This is a genomic window from Actinoplanes sp. NPDC048796 (assembly GCF_040650035.1).
Lineage (GTDB): Bacteria > Actinomycetota > Actinomycetes > Mycobacteriales > Micromonosporaceae > Actinoplanes.
The window spans coordinates 1,303,136-1,323,979 of the sequence record NZ_JBEZGO010000001.1 but is presented as its reverse complement, the minus strand read 5'-3'; the positions used below and the strand labels follow the sequence as shown (position 1 = coordinate 1,323,979).

Below are 20,844 nucleotides of genomic sequence, written 5' to 3'. Positions count from 1 at the left end.
ACCCGGCGAGATTCCCAGAGGATCGTCGTTTTGGCAGTGCAGCCCCCCACCGCACGTGCCACCCGGTCGCCCCACCACCGGGTGTTGATCCTCGGTGTGCCCGCAGCGTTCGCGGCCGCGATCCTGATCGCCGGTGCGAGCGGGCTGATCCCGGCCCGGCTCGCCCTGGCGATCGCCGTCGGCGGTTACGGCCTCGTGGCCGCCGCGATCCTGGTGCGGGCCGCGCTGGCCATCCACCACACCGACGGCACGTTCGTGGCCTGCCGCGGGGCGGGCTTCGTCGGCATGGGCGGTCTCGCGACCGCCCTGACCGCCACGGTGCCCGCCTGGTCGCCGCCCGGAGCGGGGGTCTGGGCCACGATCGGGCTCGGCGTGGCCGCGGCCTGCTACTCCGTCGGCACCCTGCTGCTGCCCGGCGCCGGCCGGGGCTGGGCGCTGCACAGCCGGCGCGCCTTCGACGGGCTGGGCCTCGGCGTCAGCATCGCCTTCGCGGGCTATCTGATCCCGCCCGTCAAACAGGCCCACCCGGCGACCCTGCCGGTCACGCTGATCGCCGCCACCGGCATCGCCATCGTGCTGGTCTCGGTGCTGCGCGGTACGCCGCACCGGCGGCCCGCGATCCGGTGCGGGACCGGGGCGATCATGGTACTGATCGGCCTCACGATCGCCGCCACGCTGGTCACCATGGGTTCGGGCGACACGGTCGCCCTGGCCCTGGTCGGCCTGCCGATGGTGGCCGGCCTGGCGCTCACGGCCGACGGCGGCTCCCGCCGCGACCTGCCGCTGCCGCCGCTCGAACCCCGCAACCCCGATCAATATCTGGCGAGCTATCCGCTGCTCGCGGTGCCGGCCGGAGTCGGCGTGATCGCCGCGATCTGGCACCTGGCCGAGGTGCGCAGCTTCGACCCGACCAGCATCATCCTCGGTATCGCGATGGTGGCCGTGCTGGCGATGCGCGAGCTGCTGGTGGTCCGCGACATCCGCAAGTACGCGGGGCAGTTGCAGACCGCCGAGGCGCACTTCCGCTCACTCGTCGCCGGCGCCACCGACCTCACCCTCGTGCTCGACGAACAGCTGCGCATCCGATGGCAGTCGCCGGCCGCGTCCCGGCTGTTCGGGCTCACCGACGACGAGGTGGTCGGCAAGGCCTTCCGCGACCTGATCCACCCCGACGACGTGGCCGGGGCCCAAGAGATGATCGACTCGGTGCTGGCCGGCGAGCACGCCGACGGTCCGCCCGCGCTGGTCGCGGCCCGGCTGCGCGACGGCGCCGAGCTGTGGCGCGACACCGAGTCGACGATCTCCGACCAGCGGTCGGTGCCCGAGGTGGCGGCCCTGGTGGTGCACGTGCGCGACATCGGGGAGCGGCGTCACCTCGAACGGGCGCTGCACAAACTGTCGTACACCGACCAGCTCACCGGCCTGGCCAACCGGCGCGCGCTGATGCGCGACCTACTGGCCTACCGGCGGCGGCCGGGCCGGCAGGGCACCCTGCTGGTGATCGACCTGCACGGGCTGGCCGACATCAACGACGCGCGCGGCCGCGAGACCGGCGACGCCGTCCTCATCGAGGTCGGCCGCCGCCTGCGGACCCTGCTCGCCGCCGAGGACGTGCCGGCCCGCCTCGGCGGCGACGAGTTCGCGGTGCTCACCACGGACGGCGCGGTACTGGCGTACGCGCTGGCCACCCGCATCGCGACCGTGCTGTCCGAGCCGCACCAGCTGCCGGGCGCGGTGGTCGAGCTGCACACCAGCATCGGCCTGGCCGAGTTGTCCGGCGGAACCGACTCCGACGAGGTGCTGCGCCACGCCGACCTGGCCCGCAAACGCGCGCGGCAACTCGGCCTGGACCGCGTCGAGTGGTACGACCCCGACGTCGAGATGAAGCTCAACCGCCGCATGGACCTGGAACGCGAGCTGCTCGGCGCGATCGAACGCCACGAGCTCGACCTGGTCTTCCAGCCGGTGGTCGGCCTCCGCGACGACCAGCCGGCCGGCGTCGAGGCCCTGCTCCGCTGGCGCCACCCCACCCTCGGCACGATCATGCCGAACGAACTGCTCCCGATCGCCCGCGCCGTCGGCATCGCCCCCGAACTCGACGAGTGGGTCCTCGACACGGCCTGCAAACACCTGTCGGCCTGGTCGACCGGCGACACGGGCTTCTGGCTGTCGGTGAACGTGTCGCCGCGCGAACTCCTGACGGCTCGCTTCCCCGACCGCGTGGCCACCACCCTGCGGCGGTACGGGATAGCCCCCGAGCGCCTGGTCGTCGAGGTGGCCGAGGACTGGATCGCCGAGGACGTGCCGGCGATCGTGGCGTCCCTGTCGGGCCTGCGCAAACTGGGCGTACGGGCGGCCCTCGACGACTTCGGCTCGGGCCAGGCGTCCCTGTCCCACCTGCGCCGCCTGCCGGTCGACATGCTCAAGCTGCACGCCTCCCTGACCAACACGGCGCCGGAGCCCACACCGGGCGGCGGCCCCGCGGTCATCGACGTCGTGGTCAGCCTCGGCCGCCGCCTCGGACTCGAAATCGTCGCCAAGGGCCTGGAGTCCCCCGACCAGATCAAACGCGCCGCCCAGGCCGGCTGCCTCTACGGCCAGGGTTTCGCCCTGGGCCACCCGGGCCCGGCCGAACGCATCGAGGCGTACCTGGAGACCCACCGAGCCTGACCGCCTTCTCTCGCCGGCGTCGCCCCTCCTGGCACGACCGCCGTCGAACCACGCCACGCCGGCCCACCTCGGCGACGCCCACCGCGGCGCCGGCCCACCTCGGCGACGGTCCGCCGCAGCGACGGTCCACCGCGCAACGGTCGTCCTTCGCGGTGCTCACGTTGGTCGCACCCACCTTTGGGGCGATCCGCGCTTTTCGAAGTGCGTCTTTGCGGCAGCTCTTCTCTTGTGGCGGCCAGTCCTTTTGCGACTCGAGACGCCTGGAAACGGCCGCCCTTCGCGGAGTGCGTCTGCCCCCTTCGGCTGGGGCGGCCAGCGCGCCTTGACGGCTTCCTCCCCGGACGCGTGCCTGGATGGCTTCCTTCCCGGCCGCGCGCCTGGATGGCGTCGACGCCGGCCGGCACCCGCACAGGGATTGCGGCGTTGACGCGGCAGTTCCCTGGTCCGCATACCGGTGCCGGCAGGGGCCGGGGTCGAAGAGCGCATTACTTCGCGACGGCCTTTTTTGGGCGCCGCGTAAGCGGATCGGGCCCGTCGAGGCGTCCTTCCAAGTGAGGGGGCAAGAAGGAGGTGGCGTGATGGAGCGGCGTTCGTTGAGAGCAAAGAGCCCGGCGCTCCCAGGGTGGGACTGGGAACGCCGGGCCGGTCAGTGGGCCACGTCGTTGACGCAGCGGAGGACCGGGTGCTTCGTCAGGTCGGCCGGGTTCAGGGGGACGTTCGACCGGATGGTGAAGGTGGTGGACTCACCGGGCAGGAGGGTCACCGCCGCCTGGTCGGCTTCGGCGGTGGGGTGCAGGCGGTCCGGGAACAGGGTCAGGGAGCGCAGGGTCGTGGCCGCGGTGACGGTGACCTTTGTGGACGTTCCCGTCGTCTCGACCGTGGTCGTGTGCTCGGGGGTGGGCCAGGGGATGTCCTTGTCCTCGGCGAAGAACCACCACGACCGCCGGCCGTCGATCTCGGCGACGATCAGTTCCATGGTGGGGTCGCCGGGGGTGACCACGTCGGCCGGGAGGGGCAGGGTGGTGGCGCCGGCGGTGGCGACCGTGGCGCCGAGGACGGCTGAGGCCAGGATGTCACCGGCCAGGTTGCGGCGGGTCACGGTGGCGGAGAAGGCCCAGGGGGTACGCGCGTCGTTCACCGCTACCAGGGCCGGGGCGCCCGCCGGCGGGACCACCGCGCCCGGCTCGATGTCCGGGTGGGGGCCGCCCGGCTCCAGCGGGGTGCCGGTGCGGGGCTGGAGGGTGAGCAGGCGGTCGGCGTAGGCGTCGCGAAGGGCGTACCACAACGGCTTCTTGCGGCCGTCGCCGTCGACGGCGGCCCATGAGGTCACCGGCCAGCAGTCGTTGAGCTGCCACATGATGACGCCCGAGCAGAGGGGGCGTAGGGAGCGGAAATGTTCGATGCCGAAGGCCAGGGCGCGGGCCTGGTTGAGCTGGGTGAGGTAGTGCCAGTCGTCGAAGTCGCGAGGGGTGGGCAGGTGGTTGGCCAGGCCGCGTTCCAGTTTCTTGTCGCCGTCGACGGCTTTCTGGTGATGCGCCATGCCGGGGGAGTCGTGGGCCAGCGGGTCGTCGAGCAGGGCGCGGCGCAGCGTCGAGTACGCGGGTGGGGCCTGGAAACCGAACTCGGCCACGAAGCGCGGGCGGTAGGCGGCGTACTTCGTGTAGTCGTCGGTGTTCCAGACGTCCCAGATGTGCGTGGTGCCGTACGCCGGGTCGTTCGGGTAGCGCTCCGGGGTGCCGGAGTAGGGGCTGCCGGGCCAGTACGGTCGGGTCGGGTCGATCTCGGCGACGATCCGCGGCAGCAGGTCGTAGTAGTAGGCGGCGCCCCAGGAAAGGCCGTTCAGCGCGGGTTTCCAGCCCCAGTCCTCGTGGCCCCACAGGTTCTCGTTGTTGCCGGTCCACATCACGAGGCTCGGGTGCGACGCGAGCCGCAGGACGTTGTGCCGGGCCTCGGCCTCGACCTCCGAGCGGAACGGCTCCTCCTCGGGGTACGCGGCACAGGCGAACAGGAAGTCCTGGCCGACCAGGAAGCCCTGCTCGTCGGCGAGGTCGTAGAAGTCGCCCGACTCGTAGCGGCCGCCGCCCCAGACGCGCAAGTAGTTGACGTTGGCCTCGGCGGCCTGCCGGAAGCGGGCGGCCAGGCGGTCGCGGGTGACCCGGTTGTCGAAGACGTCGTCGGGGATCCAGTTCACGCCGCGCACGGCCACCGGCATGTCGTTGACGATCAGTACGAAGCCGTCGTCCGAGGTGTCGACCCGTACCGTCCGGAAACCGACCCGCCGCGACCACCGGTCGAGCTCCCGAGCCGACGGCGAGGCGGCCGAGGGCGAGTGGGCGGTGGCGGTGACTACGACGTCGAGGTCGTAGAGGGGCTGGTCGCCGTAGCCGCGGGGCCACCACAGAGCGGGGTCGTCGACGGTGAGGATCAGCAGGGCCTCGACGCCGTCCACTGTGGCTTGGGCGGTGCGGCCGGCGATCGAGGCGGTGATGGTGACCGGCTCGTCCGAGGCGCGTTCGAGGCGGACCCGCAACTCGACGCGGCCGGTCCCGCCGGCGACTGTGACCTGGGGGCGGACCTCGGCCAGCCGGGCCACCGACCAGGTGTGCAGGCCGATCGGCTGCCAGATGCCGGCCGTGACCAGGGTGGGGCCCCAGTCCCAGCCGAAGTGGCAGGCCTGCTTGCGGATGAAGTTGAACGGCTCGTCGTACGCGTTGGGGCGGCGGCCCAGCCTCTGTTGCGCCGCCTCGGCGTACGCGTAAGCGCTCGTGAATGTGACCCGCAGGGTGTTGGTGCCGTCCCGCAGCAGCGGGCCGACGTCGAAGCGGTAGCCGCGGTGCATGTTCGCGGTCTCGCCGACCGGCGAGCCGTTCAGCGTGATCGCGGCGACCGTGTCCAGGCCCTCGCAGACGAGGTCCGTGCGATCGGCGCCCGCCGCGAAGGAGAACGTGGTCGAGTAGTCCCAATCGGTTCGGCCGATCCAGGCGAGTTTCTTCTCGTTCTCGTCCAGGTACGGATCGTCGATCCGGCCGGCCGCGAGCAGATCGGTGTGCACGCAGCCGGGAACGGTCGCCGGTACGTCCGCGAGGTCACCCCCGGATACGGTCCAACCTTCGTGCAGGGACTGGTACGAGGTCACGGTTCTCCTTCGAAGCGGTCAGGACTTGACGGCGCCTTCCATGATCCCCCGGACGAGTTGCCGTCCGCCGATCAGGAGCAGGATGATCAGCGGAACGGTGGCCACGAACGCGCCCGCCAGCACCCGCCGGTAGATGACGTAGTTTCCGCTGGCCAGGTCGGAGAGGGCCACCATCGAGGTCGGGAACTCGGTGCCGTTCAGCGTGATCAGCGGCCACTGGAAGTCGTTCCAGGCCATGACGAACGTGAGCAGCCCGAGCACGGCCAGGGCGGGCCTGATCGCCGGCAGCACGATGTTCCAGTAGACGCGCAGCGTCAGCGCGCCGTCGATGCGGGCCGACTCGACCAGCTCGTCCGGCACCGCGTGCGCGATGAACTGGCGCATGTAGAAGACGCCGAACGCGCTGACCAAGCCGGGCGCGATGACCGCGAGCAGGGTGCCGTTCCACTGCAACTTGCCCATCACGATGTAGAGCGCCACCACGCCGAGTTGGTTGGGCACGGTCAGGGTCAGGATCACCACGACCATCAGCGCGTTACGGCCGCGGAAGCGCAACTTGGCGAAGGCGAAGCCGGCCAGCGAACAGAAGAACAGCGTGGCCAGGGTGATCGTCGTGGCGGTGATGAAGCTGTTGATCAGCGAGGCCGTGAAGTAGACGTCCTGGAGCGTGAAGACCTCGTTGAGGTTCACCATCAGCTGGTTGCCGGGAAGGATCGAGGGCGGCATCTTCGTGACCGCCTCGTCGGCGCTCGTCGCGATCACGAACATCCAGTACACCGGGAACGCCGAGAGAATCATGATGAGGACCAGGCCGGTGTACGTCTTCCACGTGCCGGGTGTGTCCTGCGGCGCCCTGAGGGCGTAGCGGTGGGTGCTCACCGGTCACCTCCGATCCGCTTGGTGAGCAGGGCGTTGACGCCGGCCACGACCAGGATGATCAGGAACAGGGCCCAGGACATCGCGGCCGCGTAGCCCAGGTTGAGGTCCTTCCAGCCGACTTTGTAGATGAGCTGGGCGATCGTCTGGAACTGGTGGTCGGAGCCGCCGTAGGCCAACTGCGGGTTCTCGTCGAACATCATCGGCTCGTTGAACAGCTGCAGCCCCCCGATGGTCGACAGGATCACCGTGAAGACCACGACCGGCTGGATCATGGGTACGGTGATCCGCCACAGCTGCCGCCACGGGCCGGCGCCGTCCACGGCGGCCGCCTCGTACACGTCCTTGGGAATGGTCTGCATCGCGCTCAGGTAGAGCAGCGCGTTGTAGCCGATCCACTTCCAGTTGACCATCGTGGCGATCGCGATCCAGCTGCTCCACTTGGCCGCCCGCCAGTCGAGCGGGTCGTCCTGGCCGAAGCCGACCAGCGACAGGAACCAGTTGGCCATCCCGTAGTCGCGGGAGAAGAAGACCGCGAAGACCAGGGTCGAGGCGACGACCGGGGTCAGATAGGGCAGCAGTACGCCGATCCGCCACCAGGTCGTCGCCCGCAGCTTCCGGTTGAGCAGGTTGGCGAGGATCAGCGCCGCGATCAGCTGGGGCACGGTGGAGAGGATGAAGATGCCGAACGTGTTGCCCAGCGCGTTCCAGAAGTCCTCGTCGGACAGCAGCCGGGTGAAGTTGCCGAAGCCGGCCCAGCCGGTCAGCGTCGGGTCGTCGAGGCGCCAGTTCCGCAGCGCCACCACGCCGTTGAAGATGATCGGGAACAGCCCGAAGAAGCCGAACAGGATGAAGAACGGGGCGATCAGTGCGTACGGGATGGTCTTGATGTCGAACCGGTAGAGCCATTGCTTGGCCTTGTTCGGCGTCTTGGGCGGCTCGGCCCGGTGGTGCGCTGCCGGCCGGAGCTGGGTGAGGGACACGGCCACTCCTAGGTGGGGGCGGGGCGGCCCGAAGGCCGCCCCGCCTCTCGACTGAGGGTCAGGACTTGGCGGCCTTCTCGGCTTCCTTGACCGCCTCGGCCCAGGCCGCTTCCGGCTTCAGGCCCCCCTGCTGCACGCGGGTGATGACGTTCTCGACCGCGACGCGGGTCGGGCCGTTCTTCTTGCCCAGGTACTGCGGCTTCAGGTTCTCCGCGGTGGCCGCGAAGATCTGGCCGGTGGGGGCGTTGCTCATGAATTCCTTCTTGTAGTCCAGCACCGCCGGGTCCTTGTAGAGCGCCGGCTGCGAGGGCAGGTTGCCGACGGTCTTGAAGACCTCGATCTGCTGCTCGGGCTGAACCAGCCACTTCACGAAGTCGACCGCCGCGTCGACGTTCTTGCCCTGGGCCGGCACGGTCCACCAGGAGCCACCCCAGTTGCCGCCGCCGCCGGGGATCGAGGCGATGTCCCACTTGCCCTTCTGCTCGGGCGCGGTGTCCTGGATGTGGCCGAGCATCCACGCCGGGCAGGCCAGCACGGCGAACTGGTCCTTCTTGAAGCCCTGGTCCCAGTTGGGCTGGAAGCTGGCCAGGTCGGCCGAGATGTCGGCCTGGATGGCCTTCATGCTCGCCTCGAACGCGACCTTGGGGCCGCCGTCCATCTTCAGCTGCTCCTGCTCGTCGTAGAAGCCGACCGGCTGCTGGGCGAGCACGGGGTTGAACATGTTGGTGCCGGAGTCGACGAACTTCTTGCCGGTCTTGGCCTTGTACTGCTTGCCGACCTCGATGAACTGGTCCCAGTTGGTCCAGAGTTTGCTGACGGCCTCCCGGTCGGTGGGCAGGCCGGCCTTCTTGAACAGGTCGGTGCGGTAGCACATGGCCAGGCCGCCGACGTCGGTGCCGAGGCCGATCTGCTTGCCGTCGGCCGACAGCGACTGCTTCCACTTCCAGGGCAGGTACTTCGACTCGAACTCGGCGCCGCCCTTGTCGAGGTAGTTGACGAACTTGTCCGCCTGGCTGCGGAACTGAACGATGAAGCCCTCGTCGATCGCGGAGATGTCCGGGGCGCCGTTGCCGGCCACCAGCTTCTTCTGCAGGTCCTCGTGCTGGGCGTTGTACTCGCCCGAGTTCAGCACGATCTTGACGTTCGGGTGGTCCTTCTCGTACGCGGCCTTGAGTTTGTCGAGGCCCATGTCGCCCCAGAAGGCGATCTTGAGCGTGACCTGGCCGCCGTTCGCCTTGTCGTCGTTGCCACCCTCGAGCGCCTGCCCGCTGCATCCGGCGACCACGAGAGTGGCCGCGATGCCCGCGGCGGCGGCACGGAGAGTCCGTTTGCCCAGCCGTTCCATTGCGCCTCCATGACGGAGAGAAGAATTCACTGAACCGGATAAGTTGTGGAGACGCTAAAGCTGACGTCGACGACTGTCAATAGCTTGTTACGGCGGTGATTTGGCAACGTTGTCAGTGGACGGTAAGCAGGACAAATCGGTAAATCAGTGCCATCGGCGTTTACAAACGGCACTGTGTGCGGCAACACTTAACCGATCAAGTCGGCGGGCCGATGTCGTGAAAGGCTTCGTGAGAGCGCTCTACCGATCCGTGCCAGGGCGGGGGACGCCGGTAAGCTCAGCGGGAACAGAGGAGACCGAGTGAAGCGGCCGACGATCGCCGACATCGCGCGGCGTGCCGGAGTGTCGAAAGGCGCCGTGTCGTACGCGCTCAACGGACAGCCCGGTGTCTCCGAGGCGACCCGCCAGCGCATCGTCGCGATCGCCCAGGAGATCGGTTTCAACCCGAACAGCGCCGCCCGTGCCCTGTCCGGGGCCAGCGCCCGCGCCGTGGGCCTGACCCTGTGCCGGCCGGCCCGGATGCTCGGCATCGAGCCGTTCTTCATGGGCCTGATCAGCGGCTTCGAGGCCGAGCTGGCGGCCCGGTCGTACGCGCTGACCCTCCAGGTCGTCGCCACGCCCGAGCTCGAGGTCGAGGTCTACCGCCGCTGGTGGGGCGAGCGCCGGATCGACGGCGTGATCGTCACCGACCTGCGGGAGAACGACGTCCGCATTCCCGTGCTCCAGCAGCTCCAGCTGCCGGCCGTGGTGATCGGCGGCCCCGGCGACACGGGCCGCATCACCCAGGTCTGGTCGGACGACGCCGGTGCGGTCACCGAGACGGTCCGCTACCTGGTCGCCCTCGGCCACCGCCGGATCGCCCGGGTCAGCGGCCTGCCCGATCTGCTGCACACGCAGACCCGTACGAAAGCCTTCTCCGCGGTCTGCGCGTCGCTCGGGCTCAACGAGGCGGTCACCGTGCCGTCCGACTACACCGGCGAGGAGGGCGGCCGGGCCACCCGGCGGCTGCTCATCGGCAACGACCGGCCCACGGCGATCATCTACGACAACGACGTGATGGCGGTGGCCGGCCTGGCCGTGGCGCAGGAGATGGGCCTGGCCGTCCCCGGCGACCTGTCCATCGTGGCCTGGGACGACTCGCCCCTGTGCAGCCTGGTCCACCCGCCGCTGACCGCCCTGAGCCGCGACATCGCCGAGTACGGGGCGCACGCCGCCCGCGAGCTCCTGGCCGCCATCGACGGCAAACAGGTCGGCAACGTCGAGGCCGGCACGGCCCACCTCACCCCGAGGGGAAGTACGGCGCCTCCCCGCTGAGCCGTTCCCACCGGGCAACATTTCTCGTTGCTCGATCCATGGGCGCACCGAACAAGCTGAGCCATCGGCAGATCGTGGAAGTGCTGGCCGGGCTGATGCTCGGCATGTTCCTCGCGGCTCTCGACCAGACCATCGTCACCGCGGCCATCCGGACCATCGGCGACGATCTGCACGGACTGAGCATGCAGGCCTGGGTCACCACGGCCTACCTGATCACGGCGACGATCTCGACTCCGCTGTACGGGAAACTCTCCGACATCTACGGGCGCAAGCGCTTCTTCCTGGCCGCCATCACCATCTTCGTGATCGGGTCGGCCGCCTGTGCCTTCGCCGGCTCGATGTATCAGCTGGCCGGCTTCCGCGCGATGCAGGGCCTGGGCGCGGGCGGCCTGTTCTCGCTCGCCCTGGCCATCGTCGGCGACCTCGTGCCACCCCGCGAACAGGCCCGCTATCAGGGATACTTCCTGGCCGTCTTCGGGTCGGCGAGCGTGCTCGGCCCGGTGATCGGCGGCTTCTTCGCGGGCGCCGACGAGATCCTGGGCATCTCCGGGTGGCGGTGGGTCTTCCTGGTCAACGTGCCGATCGGCGCCCTCGCCCTGGTCGTGGTGGCGCGTGTGCTGCGGATCCGGCACGAGCGGCGCGACCACCGCATCGACTGGTGGGGCGCGCTGACCATCTGCGTCTGCCTCGGCCCGCTGCTCACCGTGGCCGAGCAGGGCCGGGAGTGGGGCTGGACCTCGGCCCGTTCGATCGCCTGCTACGCCGTGGGCGGGGCCGGGCTGCTGCTCTTCCTGCTGGCCGAGCGGCTCATGCGGGAGGAGGCGCTGATCCCGCTGCGGTTCTTCCGCAACCGGACCTTCGCGCTCACCGCGGGCGGCGGATTCGTGGTGGGCATGGGGATGTTCGGGGGGCTTGCGCTACTTCCGCTCTATCTGCAGATCGTGCGTGGAGCGACACCGACCGAGTCCGGGCTCCAGCTGCTGCCGATGACCGCAGGGATCATGCTGGGCTCGCTGATCTCGGGGCAGGTGATCAGCCGCACCGGGCGGTACCGGATCTTCCCGGTGCTCGGCGCCTCTCTCATGATCGTCGGGCTCCTGCTGTTGCACCTGGTCGGCGCGGAAACGCCGTACTGGGAAACCGGTCTTTTCATGGGGGTTTTCGGCCTGGGCCTCGGAGGGGTGCTGCAGCCGGTCACGCTGGCAGTGCAGAACGCCATGGCGCGCTCGGAGATCGGGGTGGCCACGGCGTCGTCGACGTTCTTCCGCCAGATGGGCGCCACCGCCGGCACGGCGATCTTCCTGTCGGTGCTGTTCGCGACGGTCGGCGACAAAATCGGCGACGCTTTCCGGGACGCGGCCGACGATCCGGCCTTCCAGAACGCGCTCAAGGCACCGGCGCCCGGCGACCAGCCGATCCTGGACGCGATGCGGGGGCGGCCGGCGCTCGACGACACGTCGTTCCTGGAGCGGGTCACTCCGGTGCTGGCCCACCCGTTCAAGGTCGGCTTCTCCGACGCGATGGGCACCCTGTTCCTGCTCGCGGCGGCGGTCCTCGTGGTGGCGTTCGCCCTCTTCCTGTTCCTGCCCGGCCTGCCCCTACGCACCCGAGCCGACCACACGCCCGCCACCGATTCGGCCGCCACCGATCCCGTCGCCACCGATCCCGCCGCCACCGATCCCGCCGCTGCCGATTCCGCCGCCACCGATTCCGCCGCCACCGATTCCGCCGCTGCCGATTCCGCCGCCGAACCTTTCGCTGAACGCGGTACCGAACGCGCCGCCGAGCCCTTCGCCGGACGCGGCGCCAAGCCTTTGGCTGAGCGCGGCGCCGGGCCCTTCACTGAGTGCGGCGCCGAGCCCTTCGCTGAACGCGGCACCGAATGCGGCGCCGAGCCCTTCACCGAATCCGACCGCCGGGCCGAATCCGAGCCCGGCGTGCGGGCCGAGCCTGTGGCCGCCCGTGCGGCACACGTCGAAAGGAAGCCCACAGTGGACACCAAGGACTTCGAGGCCGTCGTCCTGGGCCGGATCGACGGGCCCGGCGGGCTGCCGCTGCCGGGGGCCACCCTCACGATCACCGATTTCCACGGGCGGGAGCTGGCCCGGGCCAGGACCGACCTTGAGGGTACGTACCGAATGACGCTCGCCGCCGGAGGCTCGTTGCTCCTGATCTGCGCGGCCGAGAACCATCAGCCGGCGGCCGCCACCATCAACGTGGGCCCGGGCGAGATCCGCCGCGTGCTGTCACTGGCCGGCGCCGGCCAGATCACCGGCCGGGTGCTCGACCGGGCGGGCCGGCCCGTCGCCGGAACCGCACTGACGCTCACCGGCCCGCAAGGGGAGGTCGTCGCCACCGCCACCGCCGGCGCCGACGGCCGCTACGTGCTGCCCGGCCTGGCCGGCCGCGAGTACACGCTGACCGCCACGGCCCCGCACGCCGCCCCGGTCTCCCGCACGGTCTCACCGGACCACCCGGCCGACCTGACCCTGACCGTCGGCGGCGTGCTGACCGGCAACGTCCGGGCGGCCGGCTCCGGCCACCCGATCCCGCAGGCCTCGGTGCTGGCAGTGGACCACACGGGCGCGGTGGCCGGCGCCGCCACCACCGGCCCGGACGGCCGCTACGAACTGCACGACCTGCCCCCAGGGGTCTACACGGTCGCGGCCAGCGGCCACGCCCCGGTCGCGACCCGAGTCGAGCTGACCGGCGACCGCACCGACCACGACATCACCCTCGGCCGCCCGATCCCGGCCTGACCGCCCGCCGCCCTGCCACAATCCGCGGGTCTTCCTCTCGAACGCGACCGTACGGACGAAGAGACTGCGACGCGCGAGACACCGTCACCCGCCGCCCGAGGCGGATCAGCGGCGCCGCAAAGGTTCCTCGAGCCCGTCTCCGGTGACAGCACGCGGAGGATTACGCGACCGCCGACCGCCGACCGCCGTGGGCGATCGCCGACCGCCGTGCAGCAGCCGGCGTGCGCCGACCGCCGACCGCCGTGCGCGATCCCCGACCGCCGTGCTGCGACTGTCGTGCGCCGACTGCCGACTGCCGTCCGCTGACGGCCGACCGGCAACTGTCGTGCGCCGACTGCCGACTGCCGACTGCCGTCCGCTGACGGCCGACCGGCAACTGTCGTGCGCCGACGGCGAGCTAGCTCGGCGACCAGCAGCACGCTCGTCGCGCCGGCGGTCAGGCGGAACGGCGTGGAGCCGAAGCAAGACCACGACCACCTTCGTGCCAGGCTCGGCCGAGACGCCCTTCGACGAGGTGGGGAATCGGCCGGCTCACGCCGTAGGAAGCCACTTCGATCAGCGCCGGCGCGGCTTGTCCGCCTCGGCGAGGGTGTCGCCCGCGCTGGCCGCCATAGGGGTCGGCGTGGCCGCGCGGTTCGCCCTCATGGTTGGTGTGGCCGCGCGTTCGTCCTCATGGTCGGCGTGGCCGCGCGGTTCGCCCTCATGGTTGGTGTGGCCGCGCGTTCGTCCTCATGGTCGGTGTGGCTGCGTTACGGGTCGGTGTGGCCGCGCGGGTTGCTGTCATGGTCGCGGTGGCGGCGTGGGTTGCTGTCATGGTCGGTGTGGCCGGGTCGGTCCTGTCGGTGTAGGCGGGCGCCGCTGGAGAGGGCCGGGACCGGATCAGGGGAAGCCGAAAGAGGCCCCGCACCGGGAAGGTGCGGGGCCTCGCTGTGGCGTGAGCGTCCTACTCGGGGACGCGGCGGTAGGCGCCGTCGCTGGCGCTTGTGGCCATGGAGGCGTAGGCGCGCAGGGCGGCCGACACCGGGCGCTGGCGGTCGACCGGGGAGTACGGCTTGGCGCGCCGTTCCTCCTCGTGGCGGCGCTGGGCCAGCTCGTCGTCGTGGACGTTGAGGGTGATGCTGCGGCCCGGGATGTCGATGGTGATCTCGTCGCCGGTCTGGACCAGCGCGATCAGGCCGCCCGCCGCCGCCTCGGGGGAGACGTGGCCGATGGACAGGCCGCTGGTGCCGCCGGAGAAGCGGCCGTCGGTGATCAGCGCGCACGCCTTGCCCAGGCCGCGGCCCTTGAGGAAGCTGGTCGGGTACAGCATCTCCTGCATGCCGGGGCCGCCCTTCGGGCCCTCGTAGCGGATGATCACGATGTCGCCCTCGACGACCTCCTTGCCGAGGATGCCGTCGACCGCCGCGTCCTGCGACTCGTAGACGCGGGCGGGGCCGGTGAACTTCCAGATCGACTCGTCGACGCCGGCGGTCTTGACGACGCAGCCGTCGGGCGCGAGGTTGCCGAACAGGATGGCCAGGCCGCCGTCGACGGTGTAGGCGTGGTCGACCGAGCGGATGCAGCCGTTCACGCTGTCGGTGTCGAGGGTCGCCCAGCGGTTCTCCGTGCTGAACGGCTGGGTGGTGCGCACGCCGCCGGGCGCCGCGTGGAAGAGCTCCAGCGCCTCGTCAGAGGCTGACCCGCCGCGGATGTCCCATTTGTCGAGCCAGGTCGACAGGTCGGGCGAATGGACCGACCGGACATCTTGCCGAAGGGAGCCGCCCCGGTTGAGCTCGCCGAGCAGGGCGGGGATGCCGCCGGCCCGGTGCACGTCCTCCATGTGGTATTTCGGGCTGTTCGGGGCGACCTTGGACAGGCAGGGCACCCGGCGCGAGATGGCGTCGATGTCGGCCACGCTGAAGTCGAGCCCGGCCTCGCGGGCCGCGGCCAGCAGGTGCAGCACCGTGTTGGTCGAGCCGCCCATGGCCACGTCGAGCGCCACCGCGTTCTCGAAGGCCGACCGCGAGGCGATGTTGCGGGGAAGGACCGACTCGTCGTCCTTCTCGTAGTAGTCGCGGGCGATCTGCACGATCAGCTCGCCGGCCTTCTCGAAGAGCGCCTTGCGCGACGCGTGCGTGGCCAGCGTCGAGCCGTTGCCGGGCAGCGCCAGGCCGATCGCCTCGGTCAGGCAGTTCATCGAGTTGGCGGTGAACATGCCGGAGCAGGAGCCGCAGGTCGGGCAGGCCGAGCGCTCGATGGTGTCGAGCTGGGCGTCGGTCACCTTCTCGTTGGCGCTGGCGCTCATCGCGTCGACCAGGTCGAGCTTCTCGTGGACGATGCCCTCGATGGCGACCGTCTTGCCGGCCTCCATCGGGCCGCCGCTGACGAAGACGGTCGGGATGTTGAGCCGCAGGGCGGCGATCAGCATGCCGGGCGTGATCTTGTCGCAGTTCGAGATGCAGACCAGGGCGTCGGCGCAGTGCGCGTTGACCATGTACTCGACCGCGTCGGCGATCAGCTCGCGGCTGGGCAGTGAGTAGAGCATGCCGCCGTGGCCCATCGCGATGCCGTCGTCGACCGCGATCGTGTTGAACTCGCGGCCGACGCCGCCGGCCCGGGCGATCGAATCGGCGACCAGGCCGCCGAGGTCCTTGAGGTGCACATGACCCGGTACGAACTGCGTATAGCTGTTGGCGATCGCCACGATGGGCTTGCCGAAGTCGTCGTCGGTCATCCCGGTGGCGCGCCAGAGGGCACGCGCGCCGGCCATGGTCCGACCGTGGGTCGAGGTCCGGGAACGCAGGTCAGGCATCCCCTCATAGTGCCACTGGCCGGGACGTAAACGGCCGCTTGCGTCCACTTGACGGGATTCGAGGGGTGTTTTAATCGATGGAGATCAGGCAGAGTGTCCCCGTGCAGTCACCGTCCGGCGTGGAGCTGGCGGGACTCGTCGGCCTTCTGGTCGCGGTCCCGGCCGTCGCATTGCTGGGCAATTCCGGCCGCCGGCACACGGGAGCGGCCCGCCGGGCCCATCTGATCCTGGCCGCGGGCGGCGCCATCGTGACCGCCGCCGCGCTGGCCGGCGTGCTCAGTGTGCTGATCACCACTGCCACCCCGCCGAGGCTTGGTCTGGGCACCGCGGTGGCCGTCGGCACCGCGCTCGGCATTCTGCTCCTGCTGGTCGGCACGGCCGTCCTGCCCGGCGCCGCGGAGAGTCCCGGCGTGGCCGTCCGGCGCCTGCTCGACGGGCTGGTCGTGGCCGCCGCCATCTGGTTCGTCGGCTGGGTCCTGCTGAGCGAGCCGACCCGGATCCTCGGCGACTCGACTCCGATGGCCTGCCCGTCCGTGCTGGTGCCGGCCGCGTTCGCGGTCGTTTCGCTGGGCCTGACCATCGTGCTGGGCATGCACGCCCACCGCCCGCGCCTGATCACCGTGCGGGTGGCCACCGGGGTGACCGCCGTCGCGTTCGCCGCGGTCGCGATCGCCTCGGGCATCTGCCAGGACCACGACGGCGTGCTGCTGGGCGGCGCCCTCCTGCTCCCGGCCGGGCTCTTCGTGATCGCCCGGGCCGTGGAGGTGGCCGACCGGCCGGTCCAGGTGGTCGGCGACGTCGCCGACCGCAGCACCACGGCGTACGCCTTCGTGCCGATGGGTGCCATGGTCGTCGCGCTCGGCTTCCATCTGGCCCGGGGCGGCGAGTTCGGCCTGTACGGATATCTGGGGGCCGCCGTCGAGGGCCTGGCCCTGGTCACCCGGCAGTGGCTGGCCCTGCGCGACGTCCGCAAGTACACCCTCGAGCTGCGGCGGCGGGAGGCGCACTTCCGCGAGCTCGCGCACACCGATCCGCTGACCGGGCTGGCCAACCGGCGGGGGCTGCGCAAGGCGCTGCTCGACGACGAGGAGCCGCAGGTGCTGGTCGGCATCGACCTCGACGGCTTCAAGACGGTGAACGACATGCGCGGGCACGACGTGGGTGACGCGGTGCTGGTCGAGGTGGGTGAGCGGCTGCGCCGCAACCTGCTCGACGGCGACGTGGCGGCCCGGCTCGGCGGTGACGAGTTCGCGGTGCTCATGCGGGGCACGGCCGACGAGGCCATGCTGACGGCGCACCGGCTGCTGGCGGTGCTGTGTGAGCCGTACGAGGTGGATGGCGGTTCGGTCTTCCTGTCGGCCAGCCTGGGCGTGGCCGACACGGGCGAGCTGATCCGCGACGCCGACCTGGCCCTGCGCTACGCCAAGCAGCGCGGCAAGAACCGGGTCGAGCGCTACCAGGCCCGCTACGACGAGCTGCTGCGCCGCCGGGGCACGCTGGAGAGCGAGCTGCGGCACGCCATCGACCGTGACCAGCTGCGCCTGGTCTTCCAGCCGGTGGTGGCGCTGCCGTCGATGCGCCCGGTCGGGGCCGAGGCCCTGCTGCGCTGGCACCATCCGAGTCTGGGGGCGGTACGGCCGGACGAGTTCATCCCGGTCGCCGAGGAGTCCGGGCTGATCAACCGGATCGGCGCCTGGGTGCTGGCGCAGGCCGTCATCCAGCTCGCCGACTGGCTGGCCAAGGGCCACGACGTCTGGGTGTCGGTGAACCTCTCGCCCAAGGAGCTGCACGCCGTCGACTACGCCGGTCAGGTCGCCGACGTGCTGGCCGAGCACGGCGTACCGGCCCAGCGCCTGGTTCTGGAGGTGACCGAGCACGCGGTCGCCACCGACATGGAGGAGCTGATCAGCCGCCTCGCCGAGTTGCGGGCCACCGGCGTGCGGATCGCCCTCGACGACTTCGGCGCCGGCTATTCGTCGCTGGGTCAGCTGCGGACCCTGCCGGTCGACATCCTCAAGATCGACCACGCCCTGGTGGCCGAGCCCGAGTCGCGCACCGGCACGGCGGCGCCGCTGGTCGACGTCGTGGTGCGGATCGGGCACCGGCTCGGGCTGGAGGTGCTGGCCGAGGGCATCGGCACGCCGTCGCAGCGGGCGGTGGTGGAGGAGGCCGGCTGCCGGCTCGGTCAGGGCTCGCTGTTCGGCTGGGGCGTACCCGCCGAGCACCTCGAGGCCCAACTTCAGACGCTGCGCACCGGCACCCGCGCGCTGCCCGCGCCGCCCAAGCCGGCGCCGCCGAAGGACCAGCCCGCGCGCAGCCAGGTGGTGGCCCTCGGACCGGGGATGCGGCAGCTCAGGGCCGTGTTGCCGACCGACCCGTCGTTCGGCGCCCGAACGGGTGAGCCGTCCGAGTGATCAAAATGTGGGATCAGTTGACTCACCGCGTGAGATGCGGGAAGGTGTTTCCCATGTGCTTCGCGTCCCGAGTACTTATGTGAGCGCACTCCCGTCGGCTGATCGGCCGACCCGAGTGCGCTAGGTCCCGTGCTTCCCGCACGAGGGCCTTTTTTGTTGCTCAAGTACCGGACCGACTGACCCGTAAAGGTTTGTGAGTAGCCATGACGAGACCCACACCTGAGACTCTCGCCCACCGAGCCAACCCGGCCACTGTCGCGGCGGCCGCCTCCGCCTCGGCCGTAGCCTCCCCGGTCCCCACCTCGGGCGCCGGATCGCTCGTGCGGTCGCTGGAAGCGCTCGGTGTCGAGGTCGCGTTCGGCATTCCCGGCGGCGCGATCCTCCCGGCGTACGACCCGCTCTACGACTCCAAGGTCCGCCACATCCTGGTCCGCCACGAGCAGGGCGCCGGGCACGCCGCCACCGGGTACGCGCAGGCCACCGGCAAGGTCGGCGTCTGCATCGCGACCAGCGGGCCGGGCGCCACCAACCTGGTGACCCCGATCGCCGACGCGTACATGGACTCGGTGCCGATCGTGGCCATCACCGGCCAGGTCGCCCGCCCGGCGATCGGCACCGACGCCTTCCAGGAGGCGGACATCCAGGGCATCACGCTGCCGATCACCAAGCACAACTTCCTGGTGCAGACGGCCGAGGAGGTCCCGCGGATCCTGGCCGAGGCGTTCCACCTGGCCGCCACCGGCCGGCCCGGCCCGGTCCTGGTCGACATCCCGAAGGACGTGCTCCAGGCGCAGACCACGTTCACCTGGCCGCCGACGCTCGACCTGCCCGGCTACCGGCCCACGCTGCACCCGCACGGCAAGCAGATCCGCGAGGCGGCCCGGCTGATCGCCGCGGCCAAGCGCCCGGTGCTGTACGTGGGCGGCGGCGTGCTCAAGGCGGGCGCCACCGACGGGCTGAAGAAGCTGGCCGAGCTGACCGGCATCCCGGTCGTGACCACGCTGATGGCGCTCGGCGCCTTCCCCGACTCGCACCCGCAGCACCTGGGCATGCCGGGCATGCACGGCACGGTCCCGGCGGTGTACGCGCTGCAAAAGTCGGACCTGCTGATCACCCTCGGCGCCCGGTTCGACGACCGGGTCACCGGCCGGCTCGACTCGTTCGCGCCGGACGCCAAGGTCGTGCACGCCGACATCGACCCGGCCGAGATCGGCAAGAACCGGCACGCGGACGTCCCGATCGTGGGCGACGCCCGGCACGTGATCGACGAGCTGATCGCCGCGGTCTCCGCGAACAACGAGAAGAACAGCTACGAGGCCTGGTGGGCCGCGCTGAACGACCTGCGTGAGCGCTACCCGCTGGGCTACGACGAGCCGACCGACGGCACGCTGGCCCCGCAGTACGTGATCGAGCGGATCGGTGAGCTGGTCGGCCCCGACGCGATCTACGTGGCCGGCGTCGGGCAGCACCAGATGTGGGCCTCGCAGTTCATCAAGTACGAGAAGCCGGCCACCTGGCTCAACTCGGGCGGCGCCGGCACGATGGGCTACGCCGTCCCGGCGGCGATGGGCGCCAAGGTCGGCAAGCCGGACACGGCGGTCTGGGCGATCGACGGCGACGGCTGCTTCCAGATGACCAACCAGGAGCTCGCGACCTGCGCCCTGGAGGGCATCCCGGTCAAGATCGCCGTCATCAACAACGGCAACCTGGGCATGGTCCGGCAGTGGCAGACGCTGTTCTACGACGGCCGCTACTCGAACACCGAACTGGGTACGCACAAGCACCGCATCCCCGATTTCGTGAAGCTGGCCGAGGCGCTGGGCTGCATCGGGCTGCGCTGCGAGTCGAAGGACGACGTCGACAAGATCATCAAGCAGGCCATGGAGATCAACGACGCCCCGGTGGTCATCGACTTCACGGTCGGCAAGGACGCCATGGTGTGGCCGATGGTCGCGGCCGGCACGAGCAACGACGAGATCATGTTCGCCCGGGACGTGCGTCCCACCTTCGAAGAGGACGACCTCTGATGAACAGGCACACCCTCAGCGTGCTGGTCGAGAACAAGCCGAGCGTGCTGGCGCGCGTCAGCGGGCTGTTCTCGCGGCGCGGCTTCAACATCGACTCCCTGGCGGTCGGCGAGACGGAGAACCCGGACGTCAGCCGCATCACGATCGTGGTCAACGCCGACTCCTCACCCCTGGAGCAGGTGACCAAGCAGCTCAACAAGCTGGTGAACGTCCTCAAGATCGTGGAGCTGGACCCGCAGCAGTCGGTCCAGCGCGAGCTCCTGCTGGTCAAGGTGCGCGCCGACCGCGCGCAGCGCAGCCAGGTGCTCGAGACGGTCGAGTTGTTCCGGGCGAGGGTGATCGACGTCGCTCCGGACACCCTCACCATCGAGGCCACGGGCAACCCCGACAAGCTTGACGCGTTGCTGCGCGACCTCGAGCCGTACGGCATCAAAGAGATGGTCCAGTCGGGCCTCGTGGCCATCGGCCGCGGTTCTCGCTCCATCACCACCGGCCCGGCGCTCCGCGCCGCCTAAGTACGAAGGAATGC

11 protein-coding genes are annotated in these 20,844 nt (G+C 70.5%); 6 read left to right on the top strand and 5 right to left on the bottom strand.

Annotated elements, in window-relative coordinates; all coding sequences use genetic code 11:
* Window positions 1–96: 96 nt before the first annotated feature.
* Entirely contained in the window at window positions 97–2,670 is a 2,574-nt protein-coding gene (locus tag AB0C26_RS06265; protein ID WP_360242314.1) for an EAL domain-containing protein, read from the top strand.
* A 646-nt stretch (window positions 2,671–3,316) separates the two neighbouring features.
* Here the strand turns inward: AB0C26_RS06265 and AB0C26_RS06260 are convergent.
* The 4 genes from AB0C26_RS06260 to AB0C26_RS06245 are packed head-to-tail and all read right to left on the bottom strand — an operon-like array spanning window position 3,317 to window position 9,010.
* Window positions 3,317–5,806, bottom strand: coding sequence for a glycoside hydrolase family 2 protein (locus tag AB0C26_RS06260; protein WP_360242311.1), 2,490 nt, complete (start codon window positions 5,804–5,806; stop codon window positions 3,317–3,319).
* A gap of 18 nt (window positions 5,807–5,824) precedes the next feature.
* Window positions 5,825–6,685, bottom strand: coding sequence for a carbohydrate ABC transporter permease (locus tag AB0C26_RS06255; protein ID WP_360242308.1), 861 nt, complete (start codon window positions 6,683–6,685; stop codon window positions 5,825–5,827).
* Window positions 6,682–7,665 carry a sugar ABC transporter permease gene (locus AB0C26_RS06250; RefSeq protein WP_360242305.1) on the bottom strand — a complete coding sequence of 328 codons (984 nt, stop codon included), beginning with the start codon at window positions 7,663–7,665 and terminating at the stop codon, window positions 6,682–6,684. The genes AB0C26_RS06255 and AB0C26_RS06250 overlap by 4 nt, the downstream gene beginning before the upstream one ends.
* A 58-nt stretch (window positions 7,666–7,723) precedes the next feature.
* A complete protein-coding gene (locus AB0C26_RS06245; RefSeq protein ID WP_360242302.1) occupies window positions 7,724–9,010 on the bottom strand; it encodes an extracellular solute-binding protein in 1,287 nt (428 codons plus the stop codon).
* Between the two features lie 300 nt (window positions 9,011–9,310).
* On the opposite strand from AB0C26_RS06245, the gene AB0C26_RS06240 reads away from it, so the two are divergent.
* Both AB0C26_RS06240 and AB0C26_RS06235 read left to right on the top strand, forming a co-directional pair.
* Window positions 9,311–10,324 (top strand): LacI family DNA-binding transcriptional regulator, encoded by a 1,014-nt coding sequence (locus AB0C26_RS06240; protein WP_360242299.1) that lies wholly within the window; start codon window positions 9,311–9,313, stop codon window positions 10,322–10,324.
* Between the two features lie 38 nt (window positions 10,325–10,362).
* The gene (locus AB0C26_RS06235; RefSeq protein WP_360242296.1) at window positions 10,363–13,083 is read left to right on the top strand and encodes an MFS transporter; all 2,721 of its coding nucleotides are present in this window, start codon (window positions 10,363–10,365) and stop codon (window positions 13,081–13,083) included.
* Window positions 13,084–14,026: 943 nt separating this feature from the next.
* Here the strand turns inward: AB0C26_RS06235 and ilvD are convergent.
* The gene (gene ilvD, locus AB0C26_RS06230; protein ID WP_360242293.1) at window positions 14,027–15,874 is read right to left on the bottom strand and encodes a dihydroxy-acid dehydratase; all 1,848 of its coding nucleotides are present in this window, start codon (window positions 15,872–15,874) and stop codon (window positions 14,027–14,029) included.
* A 77-nt stretch (window positions 15,875–15,951) separates the two neighbouring features.
* On the opposite strand from ilvD, the gene AB0C26_RS06225 reads away from it, so the two are divergent.
* From AB0C26_RS06225 to ilvN, 3 genes are all read left to right on the top strand, one after another.
* Entirely contained in the window at window positions 15,952–18,288 is a 2,337-nt protein-coding gene (locus AB0C26_RS06225; RefSeq protein WP_360242290.1) for a bifunctional diguanylate cyclase/phosphodiesterase, read from the top strand.
* A 203-nt stretch (window positions 18,289–18,491) separates the two neighbouring features.
* Window positions 18,492–20,315: an acetolactate synthase large subunit gene (locus AB0C26_RS06220; RefSeq protein ID WP_360242287.1), complete on the top strand. Its 1,824-nt coding sequence runs from the start codon at window positions 18,492–18,494 to the stop codon at window positions 20,313–20,315.
* On the top strand, window positions 20,315–20,830 hold the full coding sequence (gene ilvN, locus AB0C26_RS06215; protein WP_097318253.1) for an acetolactate synthase small subunit: 516 nt from the start codon (window positions 20,315–20,317) through the stop codon (window positions 20,828–20,830). The genes AB0C26_RS06220 and ilvN overlap by 1 nt, the downstream gene beginning before the upstream one ends.
* Window positions 20,831–20,844: the final 14 nt, after the last annotated feature.